Origin of the sequence: Achromobacter mucicolens, from assembly GCF_029866465.1 — a bacterium.
Taxonomy (GTDB): domain Bacteria; phylum Pseudomonadota; class Gammaproteobacteria; order Burkholderiales; family Burkholderiaceae_B; genus Achromobacter; species Achromobacter mucicolens.
In genome coordinates this window covers 5,205,599-5,229,440 of record NZ_CP123364.1, presented here as the reverse complement: position 1 = coordinate 5,229,440, position 23,842 = coordinate 5,205,599, and the positions used below count along the sequence as shown (strand labels likewise).

Sequence of the window (23,842 nt, the reverse complement as noted above, 5' to 3'; positions counted from 1 at the left end):
GGGGGACGGACGTGCGGTTACTTGGCATCGACTGCGAAACGGCGGCATGTCACGATATCGCGAAATGCGGCGGGCCAGAAGGGCTGTTGCGGGAAGGGTTGTTCGCAAGCGTGAGGAAGGCTCCAATTTGGAAACCGCCTCTGGCGCTGAGCGCCGTATATAGCAGTTGCAAAAAACTGGTTCATGGGTGATATTCGCTATTCGCGAATAGCGAATATGCTCATGGACCTGAAGCCTCAAGACCTCCTGGTACTGCTCAAGGCTGCTGCCCACCCGCCGCAGCACTGGACCTACGCTGCGCTGGGTTCGGCGCTGCACATGAGCGCCTCGGAGGCTCACGCAAGCGTCAAGCGGGCTGTCGCGGCAGGGTTGGCGGTGGCGCCGGCACGCGGCAAATGGCGGCCGGTAAGAGCGAATATTCTGGAATTTGTCGTCCACGGCGTGCGATATGTCTGGCCAGCGATACCGGGGCCGGTCAAGCGTGGCATTCCAACTGCTTTCGGCACCGAGCCGCTAGCCAGCCGCTTGAACGCCGCGCCGGGGGAGGCCCCCGTCTGGGCGCATCCCACGGGCGCCGCCAAGGGACCAACGCTTTCGCCGCTGTATCGCACGGCGCCGCAGGCCGCGCTTGCGGACCCGGCCTTGCACCGCATGCTGGCGTTGGTGGATGCCTTGCGCACAGGCAGAGCCCGTGAGCGCGACCTCGCTACCCAGCTTTTGGAGACCGAACTGATGCACGCCGATGCAGGAGTCCTCGATGCGAATGGATGACCCCAACTTGCCCTATTTACGCAGCATCGCCAGGGCGCTGGGTGAATTGCGGGAACAAGTTGTATTTGTCGGGGGCGCTGTGGCGGGCCTGCTGATCACGGACCCTTTGGCCGACCCCGTACGCGCGACGCGCGACGTGGACGCCGTGCTGGAGGCCAATCGTGCCGCTTTTCATAGGTTCTAAGAAGCCGTTGCGGCGCGTGGGTTTGCGCGCGATGTCAGCAGTGATGTCATTTGCCGCTGGGTGCACAAAGAATCCGGCGTGCTTTTCGATCTCATGCCCGTTCAGCCGGAGATCTTAGGCTTTTCCAATCGATGGTATTCCTACGCCGTCGAGACGGCTGGCGACATGGAGCTGGAATCTGGGGTGACGATCAAGCTGATTAGCGCCGCCGCGTTTGTCTCCACAAAATTGGAGGCGTTTGCTGGCCGGGGAGGTGGCGACTTCATGAACAGCCACGACTTGGAAGATGTATTGAACATCGTGGACGGTCGAGAAGAATTGGCCGCAGAACTTGCCGATTCGCCTGCCGCGTTGCGCCAGGCCGTGGGGTCCGCCATCGACAAACTCATCGAAAATCCCGATTTTGCGAATGTGCTTCCAGGCCTGCTTGCAGAGCCCGAGCGTGCCGACCTGATCATGGGACGGCTGAAAATGCTGAGGAGCTTAGATACCCGGGGGGCTTAGTGTGGGGGGCGACCGAGCGAGCAGTCTATTTGCTTGGCGCGGCGTGTGCTGCCTTTGGATTGCGAGCGACGCGTGGGTTAATGCCTATTCATAGCCGTAAAAGGCATCTCGGAATTCTCCCGCCTCGACTTCGGCGACTTCTGGGCGCTCCTTGAACCAGCGGACGACAGATTGCCGCTGTGCTTCAGTTGGAGATCCCACCGAAGTGAGCACCATGCCATCGATCCTGCCTCGACCGACGTAACCGGCAAAGTAGAGATCGCAGCTTTCGATCCACGCGATGAACGCATCGAGCAGCGCATCGCCATCATCGATGTCGCTAACGAGCGACCCGCGAACTTCGAAAAGACAGTCTTGGAATTCACCGACGTGCAACTTCTTGCGCTGGCGACGGTTGAGCCGGCGCAAGCGGCCATTTACCGGGGCAATCGATCGATATTTACGCACGGAGACCTCGCGGGCGTTGAAGACGGGGAGATGCGATGGAATTTGTACGCCGCGGTGCACGACCGCGATGTCGGCGTGGCACTCTCGCCCGCTAGCTATCGGGCAAGCAGCAGCCCGAGCTGGGGATACGATCCCCGGCATGGCGAAGATCTGAATTTTTGGTGGCCTGGGGCGGAATCGAACCACCGACACAAGGATTTTCAATCCTCTGCTCTACCGACTGAGCTACCAGGCCAACGAAGCCCGCCACTATACACAAAATGTCGGGACAGGTGGAGGCGCACACGCCGCCACCACCAAAAAACTCAACAAAAAACCCAGCGCGAGGGCTGGGTTTTTCGTGGGAACCGAAGTCCCGAATGCTTTTGGTGGCCTGGGGCGGAATCGAACCACCGACACAAGGATTTTCAATCCTCTGCTCTACCGACTGAGCTACCAGGCCAACGAAGTCCGCAACTATACACAATTTTTCTGACTTGTGCCAGCCGGGGAGGCGATGTGCCACTTTTTTCCGAACCGCACGGATTTCCCGGATCGCCCGTCGCCGCCGACTGTTGGCTTCACGGCACGAAAAGGCGTCAACTGACGGCAATCGGGGGCAGAAGTGGCCTGGGGATAACCCGCAGGAGTATAATCGACAGCGGTTTTGTTGTTACAGCCGGATGCTTTCCCGCCTTTGACGCGAGACAAGCGGGCTGCGACACATTGTTCTTATAGTGGCAGTTCTTAACGCTTAGCCGCGGGTGGCTTTCCGCCATCCCTCACACATGTCGGTAGCTGTCCTTGCCTTCGGTCTGAATCACACGTCCGCGCCGGTATCGGTCCGCGAGCGCGTGTCCATGCCCGTCGATCTGGTCAAGCCCGCCCTCGAAGGCTTGCGTTCGGCGTTCGGCGGCTCTGTCCGCGAAGCCGCCATCCTGTCTACCTGTAATCGCACCGAGATCTACTGCGCGGCCGACGGCCACGTGGCGGATCAGTTGCCCGCCTGGCTGGCTGAACACAACCGCCTGGACGCCGGCACGCTGCGCCCGCACCTGTATCGCCATCATCAAGACGACGCCGTGCGTCACGCCTTCCGCGTGGCGAGCGGCCTGGATTCCATGGTGCTGGGCGAAACCCAGATCGTGGGCCAGATGAAGGACGCGGTGCGTGCCGCCGGCGAAGCCGGTTCCCTGGGCACCTTGCTGCATCAGATGTTCCAGCGCACCTTCTCGGTCGCCAAGGAAGTCCGTTCGCAGACCGCCATCGGCGCCGAGTCCGTGTCCATGGCCGCCGCCGCGGTTCGCCTGGCCGAGCGTGTGTTCGGCAATCTGGACCAGGCCCGCACGCTGTTCATCGGCGCGGGCGAAATGATCGAATTGTGCGCCACGCACTTTGCCGCGCAGCGTCCGCGCAGCATGGTGGTGGCCAACCGCACGGCCGAACGCGCCGAACTGCTGGCCAACCGCTTCTCGGCCAGCACGATGAAGCTGTCCGACCTGACCGAGCGGCTGTCCGAATTCGACGTCGTCGTTTCCTGTACGGCAAGCTCCCTGCCCATCCTCGGCCTGGGGATGGTGGAACGGGCCACGCGCCTGCGCCGTCACCGCCCGATGGTCATGATCGATCTGGCCGTGCCGCGCGACATCGAACCCGAAGTCGGGCGCCTGGACGACGTGTACCTGTATTCCGTCGACGATCTGGGCCGGCTGGTGCAGACCGGCACCGACGCCCGCCGCGCCGCGGTGGTGCAAGCCGAAGCCATCATCGAAACCCGCGTCCAGGGCTTCATGCACTGGATGCAATCCCGCGAAGTGGTGCCCGTCATCCGCGACCTGCACCAGGCCGCCGAAGACGTCCGCGCCGCCGAACTGGAACGCGCCCGCCGCCTGCTCGCGCGGGGCGAATCGCCCGAAGCCGTGCTCGAACAACTGGCGCACGGCCTGACGCAAAAGTACCTGCACGGCCCGCTCGCGGCGCTGAACCGCAGCGAAGGCGACGACCGCAAGCAACTGCTTGCCTGGATGCCGCGCCTCTTCCCCGGCCGCGACTCCCGCCGTTAGCGGCTCTGCCCCACGCCCCGCCTCATGGCGGGCGTTCGCTTTGTGGGCGCCCGCTTTTTCTGTCTTCTCCTTGGGTCTTCCCCTCATGAAATCTTCCATGCGCAGCCGGCTGGAGCATTTGTGCCATCGCCTGATCGAGGTCGATGCCTTGCTCGCCGAACCGGAAACCGCGTCCGACATGGACCGCTTTCGCAAGCTTTCCCGCGAGCGCGCCGAACTGGAACCGGTGGTCGAAGCCTTCACCGCGTTCGCCCGTACCGAGGAAGACATCGCGACGGCGCAGGAGATGCTGTCCGAGCCCGACATGAAGGCGATGGCCGAAGAAGAGATCAAGACCGGACGCGGCAAGCTGGAAACGCTGGAAGCGGCGCTGCAACTGCTGCTCCTGCCGCGCGACCCCAACGACGGGCGCAGCGTGTTCCTGGAAATCCGCGCGGGCACGGGGGGCGACGAAAGCGCGCTGTTCTCGGGCGACCTCCTGCGCATGTACACGCGCTACGCGGAACAGCGCGGCTGGCGCGTGGAACTGATGTCCGAAAGCCCGTCCGAGCTGGGCGGCTACAAGGAAGTGATCGCGCGCATCGACGGCGACGGCGCGTATGGCCGTCTGAAGTTCGAGTCGGGGGCGCACCGCGTGCAGCGCGTGCCGGCCACCGAGGCGCAAGGCCGCATCCACACGTCGGCCTGCACGGTCGCCATCATGGCCGAAGCCGACGCCATGTCCGAGATCGTCATCAATCCCAGCGACCTGCGCATCGACACCTTCCGCGCCAGCGGCGCGGGCGGCCAGCACATCAACAAGACGGATTCGGCGGTGCGCATCACCCACTTGCCGACCGGGCTGGTGGTCGAGTGCCAGGACGACCGTTCGCAGCACCGCAACAAGGACAAGGCCATGCAGGTGCTGGCCGCGCGCCTGAAGGACAAGGAAGAGCGCGAGCGCCAGAGCAAGGAAGCGGCCGAGCGCAAGAGCCTCATCGGCACGGGCGACCGCTCAGAGCGCATCCGCACCTACAACTATCCGCAGGGCCGGGTGACCGATCACCGCATCAACCTGACGCTGTACAAGCTGCAGCAGATCATGGAAGGCGACCTCGAGGAACTGACCGGCGCGCTGATCGCCGAGCACCAGGCCGAGCAGCTTGCCGCGCTGGGCGACGACATCTGAGGCCGACGCGATGACCGCGCCCCAGATCAAGAGCCTGCTGCTGGACACGCGCCTGCCGCGCCTGGAAGTGCGCATGCTGCTGGAGCACGTGCTGGACAAGCCGCGCGCCTGGCTGCTGGCGCACGACACCGATGCGCTGGCGCCCGAGGTGGCGGCGGCGTACGAGGCCCTGGCGCTGCGCCGGCTGGCGGGCGAACCCATGGCCTACCTGCTGGGCCATCGCGAGTTCATGGGGCACCGGTTCCGCGTGACGCCCGACGTGCTGATTCCGCGGCCCGACACGGAAGTGCTGGTCGAAACCGCGCTGGAATGCATTGCTGGCGTCACCGGGCCGATGGTGCTGGACCTGGGCACGGGCAGCGGCGCGATCGCGGTGTCGATCGCGCTGGCGCGGCGCGACGCGCGCGTGATGGCGTCAGACGTCAGCGCGGCCGCACTGGCCGTGGCTGCCGCGAACGCGTGGGAGTTGACCGCTGCCGTGCGCTTTGTCGAAGGCAGCTGGTACGAGGCCGTGCCCGCCGGCGAGGGCTTTGACCTGATCGTCTCCAATCCGCCCTACGTGGCCAGCGACGATCCGCATCTGGACCAGGGCGACCTGCGCTTTGAGCCGCGCGGCGCGCTGACCGATGGCGCGGGCGGGCTGGAGGATCTGGCGCGCATTGTCGAAGGCGCCGGCACCCACCTGAAGCCCGGCGGCTCGCTCTGGATGGAACACGGCTGGGATCAGGCGGAGCAGGTACGCGACATGCTGCGCCAGGCCGGGTTTGCAGACGCGCACAGCCGGCAGGATCTGGCGGGGATCGAGCGGATCTCGGGCGGGCGGTTGCTGATCGCAGGTGTCTGACACCCTGGATATGCCCGTTCAGGTTGGCGCGCCGTCACCCGGGTGTCTGACACCTTCCCGCGCAGCTCGCCCGGCCCGACACGTGTTGTTGCGTTTGCCCCGGATATACCGGCCCCGCGCCGGGGTAATCGGGCGCTTTTCCCGGCTGTACCTATAATTGACCCATTCCGTTTTGCCAGTCCAAGAGACCACCATGAGCGACGTTCAAGAATTCATCCGTGAAACCGTTACCCAGCACCCCGTGGTGCTGTTCATGAAGGGCACCGCCCAGTTCCCGCAATGCGGGTTCTCCGGCAAGGCCATTCAGATCCTGAAAGGCTGTGGCGTGAAGAAGCTCGTCACGGTCAATGTGCTGGAGGACGACGAAGTCCGCCAGGGCATCAAAGAGTTCTCCAGCTGGCCCACCATTCCGCAGCTGTACGTGTCCGGCGAGTTCATCGGCGGCTCGGACATCATGAATGAGATGAACGAGTCCGGCGAACTGAAGACGCTGCTGGAGCAATCCGGCGCCACGGCCTGACGCATCATGCGGCGGCTCGTCGTCGGCATCACGGGCGCCACCGGCGCGCTCTACGCGGTGCGCATGCTGCAGGCGCTGCGCAACGTCGAAGACGTCGAGACGCACCTGGTGGTGTCCGCCTCGGGCGTGCTGAACATCAAGCATGAGCTCGATGTCAGCCGCCACGACGTCTATGCGCTGGCCGATCATGTGCACAGCGTGCGCGACGTGGGCGCCACGCTGGCCAGCGGCGCGTTCCAGACCGCGGGCATGGTGATCGTGCCGTGCTCCATGCGCACGCTGGCGGCCGTGGCCCACGGCCTGTCCGACAACCTGATCACCCGCGCCGCCGACGTCACGTTGAAAGAGCGCCGCCGCCTCGTGATGATGGTGCGCGAGACGCCGTTCAATCTGGCGCATCTGCGCAACATGACGGCGGTGACTGAAATGGGCGGCATCGTGTTTCCGCCGCTGCCGGCGTTCTATCACCGTCCCGCGTCCATCGAAGAGATGGTGGATCACACCGTGGCGCGCGTGCTGGAGCTGTTTGACATCGTCGTGCCCGGGCCGCATTGGGAAGGCACGTAGGCGCTAGCCTCCCGTCCTGTCCAAGCGGGCAAGCCCCGCCGGCGCTACTCCACCAAGCCCAGCCCGTTCAACGCCGCCAGGTTTTCCGGCCATTTGCGCGCGCGCGCGTTCTGCAGTTCGATGCGCGCCCAGGCCATCCATCCGGCCCACTCGATGCGCTTGTCCCACGCCGTGCCCCAGGCCTGCAGCGCGGCCAGGCCGGCGGCAGCATGCTGTTCCGCGGCCTCGAATTCTCCTGACGTCAACGCCAGTTGCGCCAGCAGCAGGCGCGGTTCGCCGACCCACGGGTTGTGCTCCACCGCGGCTTCCAGCATGTGGCGGGCGCTGTCCATTTCGGTCAGGGGATGCATGCGCGTGATGACCTGCCAGTACAGCGCGCTGGCCGCCGCTTCGTCGCGCGGGCTGAGCGTGACGCGGCAATTGTCGAAGGCGGGCGGCAGCGGAATGCCGGTGTCCTGCGGCATGCGCGACAGCGGCGCCAGCAGATGCGACAGCATCGACAGGATGTTCGACGGCGGCTTGAGCGGGCCGGGCCACAGCGACGAGGCCCAGTTGGTCTTCAAGTCGCGGCGCTGCTGCTGCGGATAGCAGGCAAAGATCTCGTCCTGCCAGCTATGCCATTGCTCGCCCATGTCGGCGGCGGACACCACCGTGAATGCGGCGACCTGGCGCGGCGTGAACGTGAACACCTGCCCGTCGGCGCCTTCCAGCGTCAGGCCTTCCGGTCCCGTGCCCTGGCCCTGCAGGATGGCCTGCACGAATCGCGTGCGCGGCATGGCGCAAAAGAGGCTGACCCATTCTTCGGCTTCGGCGCCGAGCACATCGCGCAACGTGTTGCGCTCGCGTTCACGGTCAAAGAGCGTGAGGTCCACGTATTCGTTGCCGTACACGCTGTGAAACAGGCCCAGCAGACGAACCTCGCGCGGCTGGTTCCACAGCGCCAGCGTGCGGTAGACGCCCAGCAGGTGATGCTTGAACGTGCCGGCCTTGTGCCAGTCTTCGCCGGCGCTGCGCGCAAACAGCAGGTCGAGCAGGGCGGGAAGGTCGGCGTCGACGGCGGCGTAATGGTCAGCCAGCAGCGCGCGCGCATGCGGATGGAGTTCGGTAGTCGTGGACATGGAGGCGGGTGGGTTGATGAAAGCAGGCTCTATTGTGTCCGCATGCGCCGGCGCTGTCATCGCGGTCTTTATATTGAAATCCACATATCAATATGAATATTCATCGCTTCCGGTTTTGAGGCGGCGTCTCTAGAATCCGGGGTCTCATTACGACTACCTCTAGAGATCTCCCATGCGCCTTCGTCATTCCCTGGCCGTTCTTGCCACCCTCATCGGTTTTGCCGGCACCTCGGCGATGGCGCAGGACGCCGAGTTGAAGGTGGGCGTCACCGTCGGCCCGCACGCGCAGATCGGTGAAGTCGTGCAGCAGGTGGCCGCCAAGGAAGGCCTGAAGGTCAAGCTGATCGAATTCAGCGACTTCATCCAGCCTAATGCCGCGCTGGACGCCAAGGAGCTGGACGTGAACATCTACCAGCACAAGCCTTTCCTGGAATCGCAGAACAAGGCGCGCGGGTACAAGCTGGTGCCGGTGGCGACGGCCGTCGTGCAGCAGATGGGCATCTATTCCAAACGCGTGAAGTCGCTGGACGATCTGCCGCAGGGCGGCAAGGTGGCCATTCCGAACGATCCGACCAACGGCGCCCGCGCGCTGCTGGTGCTGCAGGCCGCCAAGCTGATCAAGCTGAAGGACGGCGTGACGGTGACGGCGTCGATCTTCGACATCGCCGAGAACCCCAAGAACCTGAAGTTCGTCGAGATCGAGGCCGCGCAGCTGCCGCACTCGCTCAAGGACGTGGATGCCGCCGCCGTGAATTCCGCCTACGCCATCCCCGCCGGCCTGTCGCCCGCCAAGGACGCGTTGGTGCTGGAGAGCAAGGACGCGCCGTTTGCGGCCGTCGTGATCGCCGCGCGCGAGGACAACAAGAACGATCCGCGCATCGCGCGCTTCATCAAGGCCTACCAGTCCGACGAAGTGAAGGCTTTCGTGGCCAAGAAGTTCCCCGGGGCCTACACGACCTCCTGGTAAGTCGTCCCGTCTGGTTCATGCGGCCGGGCGCGTGCGCGTCCGGCCTCGCGCCGTCTGGCGTTCGTCAGCCGCGGCCTCCCCGCGCGACAGCCACATGCGCGCCTCGTTTGCCAAGCCTTCCTGCAGCACCTGCGCCGGCGCGCTCATCGCGCGGTCGCGCGACCACACCACCGCCAGCACCGGGTCTTCCAGCGCCAAGAGGCGCCGCGCGGCCAGGCCCTGCCGCTCGGCGTAATGCGCGCCCAGGCTTTCCACGATGGCCACACCTAGGCCTTGCGCGGCCAGCGCGCACGCCGCCGATGATTGCGCCGCCTCGATGATGGGGCGATAGGGCAGGCCGCGTGCCTCCAGCGCCTGGCGCGTCGCGCGCCCGGCGGGCAGGGCGGGGGCCAGCACGATCGGACCGGCTTCGGCGACCTCGTCGAGCGTCAACGTGGCCTTTCTTGCCCACGGATGGTCCTTCGGCATGACGGCATGCAGCCCCAGGGGCGCCACCCGCAGGCTGGACACGCGGTCGATGTCCGGCGGCGAACCGATGATGATGCCCAGGTCGATGCGATGGTCCACCGCCATTTCGATAATTTCCAAGGCGGTGCCGGCGCGCACGGTCACGGCCACGGACGGATGGGCGCGGCGCACGCCGGCCAGGGCCGGCGGCAGCAGACTGGACGCCGCAATGGCGACGGCAGCGACATCCAGCCGTGCCAGCGCGCCCTGGCGGATGTCGACGGCCAGCCGGTCCACGGCCTCGATGCCGGCCAGCGCATTGAGGACTTCCGGGATCAGCGCGCGGCCCTGGCTGGTCAGGTGCAGCCGCCGGTTCTCGCGGCTGAAGAGCGCAAAGCCCAGCCGCGTTTCCATGTCGCGCAAAAGCGCGCTGGCGGCGGGCTGCGTCATGTTGACCGATGCCGCCGCGGCGGTGACGGTGTCGTGCCGGTACATGGCGCGCAGCAGCAGGAGTTCTCGCCGGTTAAACATATGAAATTCATATGGAAATAGTCAATTCATCTATTTGACCATATGAACCGGCGGCCGCCAGAATAGCCCATCGCATTCTGCATCCCGACCTCCGCGCCGCCATGCCCGCCAACACCATCGTTTCCGTCACCTGCATTCCCTTGCGCCTGCCGTTTCATCACTGGAGCCCGTCGCCGCTGTTCGCCGGCCGGCCGCGCGACAAGCTCGACAGTGCGCTGGTCCGCGTGCAGACCGAAGACGGCACGGTGGCGTGGGGCGAGTCGTACTGCGTGGAGCCGCGCGCCTTGCCCGCCATCTTTGAAACGCTGATCGCCCCGCTGGCCTGCGGGCGGGACGCGGACGACGAGACCTTGCTGCCGGGCATGCAGCGCACGCTGCACAACCTGGGGCGGTCCGGTCCCGTGGTGCACGCGCTGGCCGGGCTGGACATCGCGCTGTGGGACCTGCGCGCCAAACGCGCGGGCGTGCCGTTGTACGAACTGCTGGGCGGCAAGCGCCGCGAGCGGGTGCGCGTGTATGCGTCGCTGCTCCAGTACTACGGCAACGCCGAGCGCCTGGACGCCGTGACCACGCGTGCGCTGGACGAAGGCTTTACCGAAATCAAGCTGCACGAGCGCACGGCCGATGCGCTGGCTGCCGTGCGCCGCAGCACGGGGCCGGGCGTGCCCATCATGGTGGACACGAACTGCGCCTGGCTGCCCGGCGAGGCCGAAGCCGCCATCGAGGCGATGCGCCCGCACGATCCGTTCTGGATCGAGGAACCCTTGTGGCCGCCGGAAGACGACCGCGCGCTGGCCCGTTTGAAGGATGCCTGCGGCATTCCCCTGGCGGTCGGCGAGAACGCCGCCAGCGCGACCGACCTGGAGCGCGTGGTGGACACGGAAGCGGCGCAGTACGTGCAGCCCAGCGTCATCAAGCTGGGACTGACCGCCGCGTGGCGCATCGCGCAGAGATGCGAGGACACGCGCGTCGTGTGCGCGCCGCAGGTGGCGTTCTTCGGCCCTGGATACCTTGCCAGCCTGCATCTGATCGCCGCGCAACAGGCCGAGGTATCGCTGGAACGCCTGTACGTCGAACTGGCGCACGTGCCCTATGGGCGCAGCGTGCCCATCCGGGACGGCTGGGTCGACGTGCCGGATGCGCCGGGCTTGGGCGCGGACCCGGAGGCGGAACTTGCCGAGGGCCGCTACAGCAGCTGAAAGATACGCATCCGCGCTAGCCCCAGTCACGAAGAAAGACACACCAAAGACACACCGAAAGACGAACCGGCCCGCAGAGGCCGCACCGCACATGAACCTGGAGACACCCCCATGCACCCCTCACGCAGAGCGTTCCTGATCAATGGCGCGGCCCTGGCCGCCGGCGCCGCCGTGTTGCCGTGGTCTTTCGCGGCGCGCGCCGCGCAGTATCCGGACAAGGCGGTCCGCCTGACCATCCCGTATCCGCCGGGCGCGGCCACGGACACGCTGGGCCGCATGGCGGGCCAGGTGTTTGCCGAGGCGCTGGGCCAGCCCTTCGTCGTGGAGAACCGGGGTGGCGGCGGCACCACGATCGGCACGCGCGCCCTCGCAGTGTCGGCGCCCGATGGCTACACCATCGGCATGGTCGACTCCACGTTCACGATCAATCCCGCGCTGCTGGGCGAGCGTCAACCGTACGACGCCATCAAGGACTTCGCGCCGATCTCGCTGATGGCGACGGCGCCTTTCGTCATGGTGGTGCACCCCTCGGTCAAGGCGACGGACATCGCGTCCTTTGTGGCGCTGGCCAAGGCGCAGCCGGGCACGTTGTCGTTCGGGTCGGCGGGCGTGGGCAGCGGTCCGCATCTGGCCGGCGAGCAACTGCGCCAGCAGGCGGGCGTGGACGTGCTGCACGTGCCGTACCGCGGCGGCGGCACCGTGATCACCGACCTCTTGGGCGGTCAGGTGCAGTTCGGGTTTGCCACCGTGCCCACGATGCTTGAACACATCAAGGGCGGCAAGCTGCGGGCGCTGGCGGTCACCAGCCCGCAGCGCGTGAGCCAGCTGCCCGACGTGCCCACCTTTGGGGAAGCGGGCCTGCCGGGCGTGGATATCTCGCCGTTGTTCGGCCTGGTTGCGCCGGCTGGCGTGCCTGCGCCGATCATCGAGCGCCTGTCGCAGACGCTGGCCGAATCCGTGCAGCGCGGCGCGTTGCGGGACAAGCTGACGGGGATGGGCTTTCAGCCCGTCGGCAGCACGCCGGCGCAATTCGCGCAGCGCATTCAGGACGACGTGGTCAAGTGGACGGGCGTGATCCAGCGCGGCAACATCAAGGCCGAGTAGGCGCGGCGCGTCAGGCGTATTTGCCCGTCAGGCCGCCATCGACCAGCAGTTCGGTGCCGGTGATGTAAGACGCGTCGTCGGAAGCCAGAAAGGCCACCGCGTTGGCGACCTCCCAGGGCGTGCCCATGCGACCCATCGGCACCTGCCTGTCGCGCGCCGCGCGGGCGGCGTCCAGGTCGTTGGCATCGAACATCCTGGCGACGTTGCTGGCCACGCGCGGGGTGTCGATCAGCCCGGGAATCACCGTGTTCACGCGGATGCGGTCGGCGGCATATTGCTGCGCGGTCATCCGCGCAAAGTGGATGACGGCGGCCTTGCTGACGCTGTAGGCCAGATGCGGATAGCCGGTGTACCGGATGCCCGCGATCGACGACACCGCGACGATGGCCCCGCCGCCTTGCGCGCGCATCAGCGGGACCACCAGCCGTGTCGCGATCAGCAGGCTGGTCACGTTCACCTGCTGGATGCGGTCCCAGTCTTGCAGCGAGATGTCTTCGGGGCCGCCCACCTTGCCGATCCCCGCGTTGGCCTGCAGGATGTCGATGCGGCCGAAGCGGCCCAGCGCCGCCTCCACCGTGGCCTGCATTGCAGCCGGATCGGCCACGTCGGCCTGCACCGGCAGCGCGCAGCCGCCGGCCGATTCGACTTCGTGCGCCGCCTCGTCGGCGGCGGTCAGGTTGGCGTCCAGCGCGATGATGGCCGCGCCCTGGCGCGCCAGCGTCACGCAGCTGGCCTTGCCGATGCTCCAGCCGGGCGCCGATGTGCCCGCGCCCGCCACCAGCGCGACCTTACCGGCCAGGCGCCCGCCGGATGCCGCCGTCATGATTGCCCGCCGTCTTGCTGATGGGACTTGCCCTTGCCCACGTACGGAATGGCGTGGTCGATGGTTTCCCAGATAAAACGCCCGGAAGGGCTTTGCTGCTCTTCGGCAACGTGCGACACCAGGCCCGCCGCGCGCGAGATGACGGCAAAGCCGCGCATCAGGTCGGTGGGGACGCCGATTTCGCTGAGCAGCGCGGCCACGGCGCCCGTCGCATTGATGGTGATGTGCTTGCCGTATGTCTCGTCGATGGCGCTGGCCAGCCAGCGCAGGGCCTGCACGGACTGGCCGCTCAGTTCGCTTTCCGCCTCGGCCAGCGCCAGCAGCTTGATCGCGCGCGGATCGTCCGGTTTGTGCAGGTGATGTCCGAAGCCGGGCAGCGGGCTGCGCGAGGCGCGGTGCTCGCGCGCAATCGCCAGCGCCTCGGCGGGGCCGTCGGCGGCCTGCCGGATGCGGTCCAGCAGGCGCGAGCAGTTCTCCATGGTGCCGACGAACTGGCTGCCCACGGCCATCAGGCCGGACGCCACGGCGCCCTGCAGGTTCTCGGGGGCGCTCATGTAGATCAGGCGCGTGGCGATCGCGCTGGGCGTCATGCCGTGCTCCATCAGCGTGACCAGCACGGCGTCCACGATGCGCATGTCCACCGGGCGCGCGTCGCGTCCCAGGATCTGCATGATCATCACCTCGGTGAAGGACTTCTTGCCGATCAGGTCTTCGACCAGGTCGACGTCGCGGTACGACATGCCGGTCAGGTGATGGGCGCACAGGCGGGTTTCGGGCGTGTTCATGGCGTCTCCTTCATTGCGGCGTCGCGCACCGCGTTCTTCAGCACCTTGCCCACGCTCGAGCGCGGCAGGCTGTCGTGGAAATGGATCTGCTTGGGCGTGGCCACCGGGCCCAGCAGCGTGCGCACGTGCGCCTTCAGTTCATCGTCGCTCGCTTGCGCGCCGGGTTGAAGCTGAACGGCCGCGTGCACCGCTTCGCCCCATTTGTCGTCGGGCACGCCGAATACCGAGCACTCGTAGACGGCCGGATGCGCGGACAGCGCGTTCTCGACGTCCACCGGGTAGATGTTGAAACCGCCAGTGATGATGACGTCGCGCAGCCGGTCCTTCAGGAACAAATAGCCGCGCGCATCGATAAGGCCGGTGTCGCCGGTGTGCAGCCAGCCGTCGATCACGGTCTCGGCCGTTTTCTCGGGCAGCCGCCAGTAGCCGGTCATGACCAGATCGCCCTGGACCACCACTTCGCCGATCTCGCCGCGCGGCAAGAGCGTGCCGTCGGGGGCCATGATCGCCACGTCCGACAGCGGCGTGACCCGGCCGACCGACGCGCGGTTCTCAGGCGCTTCGAGGTCGGCGGGACGCAGCACGGTGACGATCTGCGGCGCCTCGGTCTGGCCGTAGGTCGTGCCCAGTACCGGACCGAAGAACGCGCGTGCGCGCTCGATTTTTTCGACAGGCATCGGCGCGCCGCCGTAGATCAGGTTGCGCAGGCGCGGGAAGTCCGCGCGGGACACGCCTGGCTGCGCCATCAGCATGTAGATGAGCGTGGGCGGCATGAAGCTCAGCGTGCCGCCCCGCTCGCGAAACGCCGCCGTGATGGTGGCGGGCGACACGGTGTCCAACAGCAGATGCGCGCCGCCTTGCGCCAGCACCGGCAGCAGATACGTGCCCGTGCCGTGCGTGATGGGCGCGGACACCACATAGCGGTCATCGGCGGTGAGGCCCCAGTTGAGGATCTGGTTGACGATGCCGGCGTTCCACGCGTGATACGGCTGCATCACGCCCTTGGGCAGTCCGGTGGTGCCGCCCGTGAACTTGATGGCCTGGGTGGCGTCGCGGGGCAGCGCGTGGCGCAGCGGCGCGCTGCCCGCAAAACCCGTCAATAGGCCATCCAGCGTCAGGTCGGCCGTCGTGTCTTCCAGCTCGATACGTCGCGACGGGCCCACGGGCACGAGCGGCCCGCCCACGCCGTCCACGATCACGATGGTGGGCTCGGTGGCATCCAGGATGCGGCCGATCTCGCGCGCCGTGCTGCGGTAGTTGAGCGGCACCCACACCTTGCCGCTGGCCAGCACCGCCAGCAGCGCCAGGATGTGACGCGCCGAGTTGCCGGCGCAAATGGCCACGCGGGTTTGCGGCGCCGGGTCCAGGTCCTGCAGGGCGGCCGCCAGCGCGCGGGTGTCGGCCGCCAGCCGCGCGTAGGTGACCTGCCCGTCGGGACCATCAAGCGCCACGCGGTCCGGGTGCATCTCGGCCGCGCGAAAGAAAAAATCAATCGGGTACACCTTGGCTCCTTGGATCGCTAGTTGGCCTTGAGGTTGGCGCTTTTCACGACCGCACCCCACTTGTCGATTTCGCTGGCGATCTTCTTGGCAAAGGTCTCCGGCGTGTTGGGCGGTTGCGGCGGGAAGAATCCGCCCTGCTTGTACGAGGTCTGCAGGGCGGGGCTGGCCAGCGCCTTGTTCACTGCCTGATTCAGGCGGTCGATGACGGGCTTGGGCGTGCCTGCCGGCGCCACCAGGCCGAACCACGATTCCACGTCGAAGCCCGGCAGGCCGGATTCGGCCAGCGTGGGCACATCGGGCGTGGCGGGCAGGCGCTCGGGCGAGGTCACGCCAATGGCGCGCAGCTTGCCCGCCTGCACGTGGGGCAGCGACGAGGGCAGGTTGTCGAACATGGAATCCACCTGGCCGCCCAGCAGGTCCGCCACCGCGGGGCCGCTGCCGCGATAGGGCACGTGCAGGATGTCGGTGCCGGTCTTCATCTTGAAAAGTTCGCACGACAGGTGAATGGACGATCCGCTGCCGGACGAGGCGCAGGTCAGCTTGCCGGGGTTCTTCTTGGCATACGCGATGTATTCCTGCACGGACTTGATCGGCAGCTTGGGATTGACCACCAGGATGTTCGGAATGGTCGCCAGCAGGCCGACCGGCTCGAAGCCTTTGACGAAGTCGTAGTTCAGCTGGCTGTACAGCGTGCGGTTGATGGTGTTGGCGATGGAACCGACATACAGCGTGTAGCCGTCGGGCGCGGCGCGCGAGACGATTTCTGCGCCGATGTTGCTGTTGGCGCCGGTCTTGTTCTCGACCACGACTGTCTGGCCCAGCTCTTCGGACAGCGATTTGGCCATCAGGCGCGCCACGATGTCGGTGGCGCCGCCGGCGGCGTAGCCGACGACGAGGGTGATTGGGCGTTCGGGATAGGGTTTGGCCGCCCAGGCGGGGGCGGCGGCCACGAGGGCGCCGCTCAAGGCCACCGCCGCAGCGGTCCAGCGCTTGCCGAATGTCTTCATTGTTGTCTCCGTCCTGTTTGTCTAATAATTGGACAGATCTCCGTCTGTCCGCCTTCATATTCGGCTTTGATGGAGGCCCTATCAACGCAAGGTGTCCAGAAATTGAACAAACCGGATTCCGAGGGTTCCGGTCCGCGCATCCTGCGGCGCGGGCTGAAGGTGCTGGGCGTGTTGCGCCAGGCCGGCGCGGCCGGCATGCACGTGGTGGACATCGCGCGGGCCGCCGGCATGCAGCGGTCCACGGTGTACCGCTACCTGGATGTGCTGGTCGAAGAGGGCTATGCCCTGCGCGAATCGGGCGCGCCGCGCTGGCGCGTCGCCGAACTGGGCGTGATGATGGCCGGCGATCCGCACGCGCAGGCCGTGCGCAGCCTGCGGCCGTTGCTGCGCCAGATCAGTGATGTCAGCGGCGATTCGGCGTTTCTCATCTGCCGGGCGGCGAATGACTCGCTCTGCCTGCATCGGGAGGTTGGCAACTACCCGGTGCAGGTGCTGGCCGTGACGGTCGGGCATCGGCAGCCGCTGGGCGTGGGCGCGGCGGGTCTGGCGCTGCTGGGCGCGTTGCCCGCCGCCGAAGCCGACGAGGTCGTGGCGCAAAACGAGCAGGCGCTACGCGCCTATGGCGGCATGACGGTGGCGCAGATGCGGCGGCTGGTCGAGAACACGCGCGGGCGCGGCTGGGCAGTTGTGGGCAACGCGGCGGTGCCTGGCGTGTTGGGCGTGGGGGTGGCGCTGTGCGATGCCGGCGGGTATCCGCGGCTGGCGGTCAGCGTATCCAGCCTGATCAGCCGGATGCAGGCGCCGCGCCAACGCAGCATCGCCGACCTGATCCGCGCGCAACTGGCGCAAAGCGGGTTCGGCATGCAGCTTGGGGCGGCGCCTGGCGAAGGGGACTGAGGCCGCAGGCGGCCTCGTTTATGTAGTCTCGTTCAGGCGGTTCGTTCAGGCGGCCGCGGGCGTGGGGACGCGGTATGTCTTCTGGTAGTGCACCGTGAACGTCTTGAAGGCGGCCAGCGCCTTGTGCGGATCGTGTCCGGGCTTGACGAGAAAGCTGTCAAAACCCACGCGCGCCTGGTAGTGGATGGTGTCGATCATCACGTCGCCCACCGCGCGCAGCTCGCCCTGCCACTGGTAGCGCGTGCGCAGCAATTGGGCCAGCGAGTAGCCCCGGCCATCGGTGTAGACCGGGAAGTCCACGGCAATGAAGGCAATGCCTTCGGGATGCAGCACGCCGTCGGCGTCCGCCAGATCGGTCAGATCGGCATCCGGCTTCAGCAGTACCGCCACGGGGTGCTTGTGGCGGCGCAGCGTGGCGCGCGACGTCTTCCAGACGGACAGCGGCACGATCCAGCCCGGTTCGTCGGCGGGCACCTGGCCCTCGGCCGGCACTTCGGGTTCGGGCACGAAGGGGCGCGACGTGTCGGCCTCCAGCTTGCCGTTGCGGATCAGGTGCGGGCCGGGCGCGTCGTGGGCGTAGATCTCAGACATGGGCGGGCTCCGCGTGCTGCGTGGGTTTGGCGAAGGCAGGGTCCGCGTACACGTCCTGCTTGAAGGGGTCGATGCCGACGCGGTCGACCACGTCGATGAAGCGCTCGGCCTCGCTGTCGCGCAGGCCCAGGTAGGTGCGGATCAGGCGATCAACCACGCCCGGCACCTGATGGCGCGCAAACGACGGGCCGATGATGCGGCCGATGGCCGCGCCGCCGCCGTGCGTGGATTCAAGGTCGGGAAGGGGCTTGGCAGCGCCGTTCTGGCGGCCGCCCACCGTGACCTGATACCACTCCTCGCCGGCTTTATCGACGCCGAGGATGCCGATGTGGCCGACGTGATGATGGCCGCAGGAGTTGATGCAGCCCGAGATGTTCAGGTCCAGTTCGCCGATTTCGAACAGGTAGTCCAGATCGTCGAACTGGCGCTGGATGGCTTCGGCCACGGGAATGGAGACGGCATTGGCCAGCGCGCAGAAGTCTCCGCCCGGACAGGCGATGATGTTGGTCAGCAGGCCGACATTGGGTGTCGCGAGATTCAGGGCCTCCAGTTTCTGCCACAGCTCATGCAGGCGCGCGCGGCGCACGTCGGCCAGGATCAGGTTCTGTTCGTGCGACACGCGCAGTTCGCCACAACCGAAGTCGTCGGCCAGGTCGGCCACGGCGTCCATCTGGTCCGCGGTGATGTCGCCCGGCGGCACGCCGGTGGGCTTGAGCGACACCGTTACCGCCGCGTAGCCCGCAACCTTGTGCGCATGCACATTGGTGCGCAGCCAGCGGGCAAAACGCTTGTCGCCCGCGGCCAGCGCGGCGGTGTTGTCGATGTCCGCCGCGGCGGCGGCATCGTGCCGCGGCCAGACGAAGCGCGACTTGATGCGGTCCACGAATTCCTGCGTGATGGTGTCGGGGCCGCCCTTGATACGCTGCCATTCTTCATCGACCTGCTGCGCGTAGACCTCGGGCGTCAGGTCCTTGACCAGGATCTTGATGCGCGCCTTGTACTTGTTGTCGCGGCGGCCATGCAGGTTGTACACGCGCAGCGCGGCTTGCAGATAGGTCAGCAGGTGCTGCCATTCGACGAACGGATTGATCAGCTTGCCGACGATGGGCGTGCGGCCCAGGCCGCCGCCGATCCACACGCGGAAACCCAGCTTGCCGTCGCGTTCGACCGCCTGCAGGCCGATGTCGTGCACGCCAACGGCGGCGCGGTCTTCCACGGCACCGCTGACCGCGATCTTGAACTTGCGCGGCAAAAAGGCGAATTCAGGATGCAGCGTGGACCATTGGCGGATGATCTCGCACCAGATCAGCGGATCGACGAGCTCGTCCGGCGCGACGCCGGCAAAGTGATCCGTGGTGGTGTTGCGGATGCAGTTGCCGCTGGTCTGGATGGCGTGCATCTGCACCGTGGCGAGCTCCGCCAGGATGTCCGGCACGTCTTCGAGCTTGGGCCAGTTGAACTGGATGTTCTGACGGGTGCTGAAATGCCCGTAGCCGCGGTCCCATTTGCGCGCGATGTGCGCCAGGGTGCGCAACTGGCGCGACGCCAGCAGGCCATACGGAATCGCGACGCGCAGCATGGGAGCGTGGCGCTGGATATACAGGCCGTTCTGCAGGCGCAGGACGCGGAAATCGTCCTCGGTAAGCTGGCCGTCGAGAAAGCGGCGCGTCTGATCGGCAAACTGCGCGACACGCTGCTCGACAAGCTGTTGATCGACGGGGTCATACACGTACATGTCTACTGCCCTTGAAATCTTCTCGGTCTGAACCCCGGAACGGGGCAGGCGCACGGCGCCGGAAAAACGGGATTCATAACCGTAACAGGCAGCCGTAAAGACCGTCTAAGTCATTCTGGTAATAAAGAAATAAGAGCCCCGGGGAGGGGCCCCACGCCGCGCGCGCTCCGCGCGCTAGCTGCCCCCCGAGGGGGCTGCCCCGCCTTCGGGCGGCCGGGCGGCGGGGCGGCTGTCAATGCCCCCACGCCGCGCGCGCTTTGCGCGCTAGCTGCCCCCCGAGGGGGCTGCCCCGCCTTCGGGCGGCCGGGCGGCGGGGCGGCTGTTTTTGCGGAGGCCGGGCGCTACGCCCTTTGCAAAGGTCGGCTGCCGGAGGGGCATGGTTTATGCGTGACGGGTATTTTTGCAAAGGATGCGTTTTCAGCCTTTGCGGGAAATCATCTGCACCGATGCCGTACAGCGGCGCCGTCGTTGCCTATAGCTAGTTGCAACTGGCTCGGCCGGTGCGCGTCGGCGACGCAGCTACAACGCCGCATTCACCGCCCAGCGCGCCACGAACACGAGAATGATCACCAGGCAGGCCGCGAGCAGCAGTCCGGTGGCGATGAGGGGGGCGGGTTTGTTGTGGGCGATGTCGGCGTCGTAGCCGCGGCCGCGGCGCACGCCGAAAAAGGCCCATAGCACGGAGCGGACCGTGCGCAGGAAACTGAGCATATGCGCCTCCGGGCAGATTCTTGACCGTCCACTGTAGACGTTGGGCGGGGGCGCAGACAGATGCAGATCCGGTTCAACCGACCGTATCAGTTGGCGCGGCGGCATGCGCGCCGATGCCGCGCACGATGTGGTCCAGCAGTTCGCGCGCGGCGGGCGAAATGTGGCGGCCGGCGCGGCTCAGGACGTGCAGGCTGCCCTGGTTCAGGATGGGATTGGCCAGCGGCAGGCTGGCCAGACGCTGTGCCTGCATGTCTACGGTGACGGCGATGGGGGGCGTAAGCGCATAGCCGATGCCGGCGGCCGCGAATTGCCACAGCGCCTTGAAGGACGAGGTGGTCAGCACGTTGTGCAGCCGCACCTGCTCGCTGATCTCGGCGGCCTGGATGTGCTGGCGCACGCCAAAGCCTTCCTGCATGGACGCACCGGGGTAGTCGGCCAGGTCGGTCAAGAGCAGGGGGCGGCGCAGCCGCGTCAGCGGATGCTCCTGGCGCACGATGGCGCGTATCGGTTCGGGCCGCGAGTAATGCGTGCGCAGCCGCGCGTCATTGGGCGGCTGGAACACCAGCCCGATGTAGGCGCGGTCGTCGACGATGCGCTGCACGATCTCGGAGGTGCGGGCCACGTCGATGTCCAGCGTGACTTCCGGGTGGCTGCGCCAGTAACCCGGCAGGACGCGGTCGAACATGAGTTCGACGAAGCCCTCGCCCAGCACCAGGTCGATGTGGCCGCGTTCGGCCTTGCGCAGGCTGTCGATCTCGGAAAAGAAGCTTTCCTGGATGTCCTGCTGGCGCTTCACGTATCGGGCAAGGATGTGGCCGGCATCGGTGGGCACCAGCCCGCGGCCGCGACGCTCGAACAGCGCCATGCCGCAGTCGCGTTCCAGCGCGGCGATGGCGCGGCTGACGGCGGACGGATCCATTTCCAGCGCTTCGGCAGCGCCACGCACCGAGCCCCGGCTCATGACCTGCATGAAGTAGTGCGTGCGGCGGGCGTCTAGTTGTTCATCCATGGCGGCGGCTTCGGGCGGGAATGCGGCGGATTTTCCACGCACACAATTAAGGGTTTACCCTTAACGAACGCTGTTCCGTGCAAAAATTTCCCAGGAAAAGGCAATTCGTTGCATTTTACGCAACGTTTCTCGGCGGCGGGTGTCATGGTTGCCCGCCAACGGGCAGAGCGAAAATTGCGCAGTCCGAACCGGCGCGCCCGTTGCGCGCCGTTCGTCATCAGGGGAAAAACAATGTCTCATGCCAGCGCCAGCCTGGCCTTGCCTTCCATGCCGCTATCGGGGCGCGTGCGCATGCTCGCCGCCATCCTGCTGGTGGTCGTCATCTCCGAAGCGATCGGCAGCGTGACCTTCTCGGTCGGTCCCGGCAAGATCGTCCTGCAACCCATGCTGTGGGCCATTTTCATCGGCGCGGTCGTGGCGGCTTTCGGTCAGCGGCTGCCGTCCGGCATCGGCATCGACAAGGCCATGCAGACCCGCATCAGTGGCTACCTGCAATATGCGTTGCTGCCGTTCCTGGCCAAGCTGGGCCTGATGGTCGGCGGCGCCTTGCCGCAGGTGCGCGAGGCCGGCTGGGCGCTGGTGTTCCAGGAGTTCGGCCACTTCTTCGGCACCATGGCCATCGGCCTGCCGCTGGCGCTGCTGCTGGGCATCAAGCGCGAAGCGATCGGCGCTACGTTCTCGGTGGGCCGTGAGCCCAGCCTGGCGATCATCGGCGAGCGCTACGGCATGAATTCGCCCGAAGGCCGCGGCGTCATGGCCGAATACATCACCGGCACCGTGATCGGCGCGCTGTTCGTGGCGCTGATGGCCGGCTTCATCACCAGCCTGAACATCTTCGATCCGCGCTCGCTCGCCATGGGCGCAGGCGTGGGCTCGGGCAGCATGATGGCCGCCGGCGTGGGCGCGATCGCCTCGCAGCAGACGCCTGAAATGGCGCATCAGGTGGCTGCCCTGGCCGCCGCGGCCAACCTGCTGACCACCGTGGTGGGCGTGTACTTCACCCTCTTCATCTCGCTGCCCACGACGATCTTCCTGTACGGCAAGCTGGAGCCCGTGCTGGGCCGCTTCTCGCGCGGCAAGAACGAGGCCGTGGTCGACGACAGCGTGTCGGAAGACGTGCCCGCGCACGGCGCGAAGATGGGCTTTGGCGACCGCCTGACCGCCTACATCATCTGTGGCCTGTTTGCGTTGGTGGGCAACCGCCTGGGCTACAACGTGCCGTTCGCGGACGCGCTGCCCGGCATGGGCATCATCGTGCTGCTGGTCGTCATCACTGACCTCATCCTGCGCGTCGTGCCCAAGCTGCCGGCGGTGTTCGTGCTGTCGCTGATCGCCATGACGGCCGGTTGCCCCGGCGTGCTGCCGTACTCGGACCAGATCATCGCAATGGTCGGCAAGGTCAACTTCCTGCCGTTCACGACGGTCATCCTGGCCATGGCCGGCCTGTCGATCCTGAAAGACCTGCCCGCCTTCCGCAAGCTGGGCTGGAAGATCGTGGTGGTGTCGCTGGCCGCCAACGCCGGCACCTTCATGGGCGCCACGATGATCGCGGAATTCTTCCACTGATCGGTCTTCGCGCCACGAGAAAGCCGCCTTTTCAGGCGGCTTTTTTCATGGACCGGCTTGGGGGCGGTGTCAGACACCCGTCGAGACGCCGTCGCCAATTGACGGGTGTCTCATTTGGGTGTCTGACACCTGGGTCAGCGCAAGGATCCTTCGGCTGCCTGACACCTGGGTCAGCGCGGGAATCAGGGCGCGGCGCCGGGCCGGTAGCGCGCGTTGTCGGTCACGTTCTCGGTGGGGCCGATGTTGGCCACCGCCGGAACGACAGCACTGGCTGCCTTCATGACAGCCGCGGCCTGCAATTCGACTTGCGGATTGCCCATGGCGACACGATAAGGTTGCAGCGGCGCCAGGCCTTCGATGGTGCCCCAGTCGTTCGCGGCCTGGGCGCGTTGGGCCACCGGGTCGGGCCGCGCGGCAAAGTCTTCGACCGCGCGCCGCATGCGGGCGTCCGCGTACAGGTCGCGCAATTCATCGATGTTGAGGGCGGGGGCGGCAAGAGCAAGGGGCGCGGCCGCGGGGTCAGCGTTTTCTCTGACGCGCGGGGCGTTTTGCTCGGCCCTGGCCAATTTGTCGGCCTGGGCGCGTTCCAGGCGCTGGGCTTCGCGGGCGGCCTGGGCCTGGGCGGTGCGCTGCGCCTGGCGGGCCGCGAAGTTCTGCGCGGCGCGTTCGGCTTCCCAGGCGGGGCGGTTCTCATCCAGCATCGATACGCGCGCCGGAAAAGGCGCGGCGACGTGGGGGATGGCGGAGATCGCAGAAATGGCCATGCGGGCGCTCCTTGTCGTGATTGACCTTTGGGTTGGTCT

General features: G+C 66.7%; 25 protein-coding genes and 2 tRNA genes. 13 read left to right on the top strand and 14 right to left on the bottom strand.

The features are described from left to right. The first annotated feature begins 183 nt into the window (after nt 1-183). The 3 genes from QEP15_RS23795 (at nt 184) to QEP15_RS23785 (ending at nt 1,459) form a co-directional block, all read left to right on the top strand. On the top strand, nt 184-771 hold the full coding sequence (locus QEP15_RS23795; RefSeq protein ID WP_217484617.1) for a hypothetical protein: 588 nt from the start codon (nt 184-186) through the stop codon (nt 769-771). Next, on the top strand, nt 764-955 hold the full coding sequence (locus tag QEP15_RS23790; protein ID WP_280148186.1) for a hypothetical protein: 192 nt from the start codon (nt 764-766) through the stop codon (nt 953-955). The genes QEP15_RS23795 and QEP15_RS23790 overlap by 8 nt, the downstream gene beginning before the upstream one ends. 78 nt (nt 956-1,033) lie before the next feature. Beyond that, entirely contained in the window at nt 1,034-1,459 is a 426-nt protein-coding gene (locus QEP15_RS23785) for a hypothetical protein (protein ID WP_280148185.1), read from the top strand. Between the two features lie 84 nt (nt 1,460-1,543). On the opposite strand, the gene QEP15_RS23780 is transcribed toward QEP15_RS23785, so the two are convergent. From QEP15_RS23780 to QEP15_RS23770, 3 genes are all read right to left on the bottom strand, one after another. Next, nucleotides 1,544-2,047, bottom strand: a complete 504-nt coding sequence (locus QEP15_RS23780) for a 50S ribosome-binding protein YggL (protein WP_152382831.1) — start codon at nt 2,045-2,047, stop codon at nt 1,544-1,546. Between the two features lie 18 nt (nt 2,048-2,065). Further along, a tRNA-Phe gene (locus QEP15_RS23775) sits at nt 2,066-2,141 on the bottom strand. Between the two features lie 131 nt (nt 2,142-2,272). Next, nucleotides 2,273-2,348 (bottom strand) — tRNA-Phe (locus QEP15_RS23770). A 325-nt stretch (nt 2,349-2,673) separates the two neighbouring features. Between QEP15_RS23770 and hemA the strand changes: the two genes are divergently transcribed. The 5 genes from hemA (at nt 2,674) to QEP15_RS23745 (ending at nt 7,047) form a co-directional block, all read left to right on the top strand. Then, complete coding sequence (gene hemA / locus QEP15_RS23765) at nt 2,674-3,948, top strand: glutamyl-tRNA reductase (RefSeq protein WP_056319920.1); 1,275 nt, start codon at nt 2,674-2,676, stop codon at nt 3,946-3,948. 85 nt (nt 3,949-4,033) lie between these two features. After that, entirely contained in the window at nt 4,034-5,116 is a 1,083-nt protein-coding gene (prfA, locus tag QEP15_RS23760) for a peptide chain release factor 1 (protein ID WP_056319917.1), read from the top strand. Between the two features lie 10 nt (nt 5,117-5,126). Next, complete coding sequence (prmC, locus tag QEP15_RS23755) at nt 5,127-5,960, top strand: peptide chain release factor N(5)-glutamine methyltransferase (RefSeq protein WP_280148184.1); 834 nt, start codon at nt 5,127-5,129, stop codon at nt 5,958-5,960. A 193-nt stretch (nt 5,961-6,153) separates the two neighbouring features. Next, nucleotides 6,154-6,480: a Grx4 family monothiol glutaredoxin gene (grxD, locus tag QEP15_RS23750; RefSeq protein WP_056319914.1), complete on the top strand. Its 327-nt coding sequence runs from the start codon at nt 6,154-6,156 to the stop codon at nt 6,478-6,480. Nucleotides 6,481-6,486: 6 nt separating this feature from the next. Then, on the top strand, nt 6,487-7,047 hold the full coding sequence (locus tag QEP15_RS23745) for a UbiX family flavin prenyltransferase (protein ID WP_056319911.1): 561 nt from the start codon (nt 6,487-6,489) through the stop codon (nt 7,045-7,047). Nucleotides 7,048-7,091: 44 nt separating this feature from the next. On the opposite strand, the gene QEP15_RS23740 is transcribed toward QEP15_RS23745, so the two are convergent. Next, nucleotides 7,092-8,165 (bottom strand): tetratricopeptide repeat protein, encoded by a 1,074-nt coding sequence (locus QEP15_RS23740; RefSeq protein ID WP_152382829.1) that lies wholly within the window; start codon nt 8,163-8,165, stop codon nt 7,092-7,094. A 172-nt stretch (nt 8,166-8,337) separates the two neighbouring features. On the opposite strand from QEP15_RS23740, the gene QEP15_RS23735 reads away from it, so the two are divergent. After that, on the top strand, nt 8,338-9,132 hold the full coding sequence (locus tag QEP15_RS23735; RefSeq protein WP_175156487.1) for a MetQ/NlpA family ABC transporter substrate-binding protein: 795 nt from the start codon (nt 8,338-8,340) through the stop codon (nt 9,130-9,132). Nucleotides 9,133-9,147: 15 nt separating this feature from the next. Here the strand turns inward: QEP15_RS23735 and QEP15_RS23730 are convergent, their stop codons facing one another. Next, a complete protein-coding gene (locus QEP15_RS23730; protein ID WP_175156486.1) occupies nt 9,148-10,110 on the bottom strand; it encodes a LysR family transcriptional regulator in 963 nt (320 codons plus the stop codon). Between the two features lie 101 nt (nt 10,111-10,211). On the opposite strand from QEP15_RS23730, the gene QEP15_RS23725 reads away from it, so the two are divergent. Both QEP15_RS23725 and QEP15_RS23720 read left to right on the top strand, forming a co-directional pair. Then, the gene (locus QEP15_RS23725) at nt 10,212-11,309 is read left to right on the top strand and encodes a mandelate racemase/muconate lactonizing enzyme family protein (RefSeq protein WP_280148183.1); all 1,098 of its coding nucleotides are present in this window, start codon (nt 10,212-10,214) and stop codon (nt 11,307-11,309) included. Between the two features lie 111 nt (nt 11,310-11,420). Next, a complete protein-coding gene (locus tag QEP15_RS23720) occupies nt 11,421-12,413 on the top strand; it encodes a Bug family tripartite tricarboxylate transporter substrate binding protein (protein ID WP_280148182.1) in 993 nt (330 codons plus the stop codon). A 10-nt stretch (nt 12,414-12,423) separates the two neighbouring features. Here the strand turns inward: QEP15_RS23720 and QEP15_RS23715 are convergent, their stop codons facing one another. The 4 genes from QEP15_RS23715 to QEP15_RS23700 are packed head-to-tail and all read right to left on the bottom strand — an operon-like array spanning nt 12,424 to nt 16,530. After that, nucleotides 12,424-13,236, bottom strand: coding sequence for an SDR family NAD(P)-dependent oxidoreductase (locus QEP15_RS23715; protein WP_280148181.1), 813 nt, complete (start codon nt 13,234-13,236; stop codon nt 12,424-12,426). Next, nucleotides 13,233-14,021 (bottom strand): citryl-CoA lyase, encoded by a 789-nt coding sequence (locus tag QEP15_RS23710; RefSeq protein WP_063956507.1) that lies wholly within the window; start codon nt 14,019-14,021, stop codon nt 13,233-13,235. The genes QEP15_RS23715 and QEP15_RS23710 overlap by 4 nt, the downstream gene beginning before the upstream one ends. After that, complete coding sequence (locus QEP15_RS23705) at nt 14,018-15,523, bottom strand: class I adenylate-forming enzyme family protein (RefSeq protein ID WP_280148180.1); 1,506 nt, start codon at nt 15,521-15,523, stop codon at nt 14,018-14,020. The genes QEP15_RS23710 and QEP15_RS23705 overlap by 4 nt, the downstream gene beginning before the upstream one ends. 17 nt (nt 15,524-15,540) lie before the next feature. Beyond that, entirely contained in the window at nt 15,541-16,530 is a 990-nt protein-coding gene (locus QEP15_RS23700; protein WP_056319888.1) for a Bug family tripartite tricarboxylate transporter substrate binding protein, read from the bottom strand. Nucleotides 16,531-16,632: 102 nt separating this feature from the next. On the opposite strand from QEP15_RS23700, the gene QEP15_RS23695 reads away from it, so the two are divergent. Beyond that, nucleotides 16,633-17,427, top strand: a complete 795-nt coding sequence (locus QEP15_RS23695) for an IclR family transcriptional regulator (protein WP_056319887.1) — start codon at nt 16,633-16,635, stop codon at nt 17,425-17,427. 45 nt (nt 17,428-17,472) lie between these two features. Here the strand turns inward: QEP15_RS23695 and QEP15_RS23690 are convergent, their stop codons facing one another. From QEP15_RS23690 to QEP15_RS23675, 4 genes are all read right to left on the bottom strand, one after another. Beyond that, entirely contained in the window at nt 17,473-18,018 is a 546-nt protein-coding gene (locus QEP15_RS23690) for a DUF934 domain-containing protein (RefSeq protein ID WP_280148179.1), read from the bottom strand. Then, entirely contained in the window at nt 18,011-19,753 is a 1,743-nt protein-coding gene (locus tag QEP15_RS23685; RefSeq protein WP_280148178.1) for a nitrite/sulfite reductase, read from the bottom strand. The genes QEP15_RS23690 and QEP15_RS23685 overlap by 8 nt, the downstream gene beginning before the upstream one ends. Nucleotides 19,754-20,272: 519 nt before the next feature. Continuing rightward, on the bottom strand, nt 20,273-20,464 hold the full coding sequence (locus QEP15_RS23680; RefSeq protein WP_280148177.1) for a DUF2970 domain-containing protein: 192 nt from the start codon (nt 20,462-20,464) through the stop codon (nt 20,273-20,275). 73 nt (nt 20,465-20,537) lie between these two features. Then, nucleotides 20,538-21,473 carry a LysR family transcriptional regulator gene (locus QEP15_RS23675; RefSeq protein ID WP_063955910.1) on the bottom strand — a complete coding sequence of 312 codons (936 nt, stop codon included), beginning with the start codon at nt 21,471-21,473 and terminating at the stop codon, nt 20,538-20,540. Nucleotides 21,474-21,704: 231 nt separating this feature from the next. Here QEP15_RS23675 and QEP15_RS23670 point away from each other — a divergent pair, with 231 nt between their 5' ends. Then, complete coding sequence (locus QEP15_RS23670) at nt 21,705-23,039, top strand: DUF3100 domain-containing protein (protein ID WP_280148176.1); 1,335 nt, start codon at nt 21,705-21,707, stop codon at nt 23,037-23,039. Nucleotides 23,040-23,221: 182 nt separating this feature from the next. On the opposite strand, the gene QEP15_RS23665 is transcribed toward QEP15_RS23670, so the two are convergent. Then, nucleotides 23,222-23,803, bottom strand: a complete 582-nt coding sequence (locus QEP15_RS23665; RefSeq protein WP_280148175.1) for a hypothetical protein — start codon at nt 23,801-23,803, stop codon at nt 23,222-23,224. Nucleotides 23,804-23,842 lie beyond the last annotated feature (39 nt).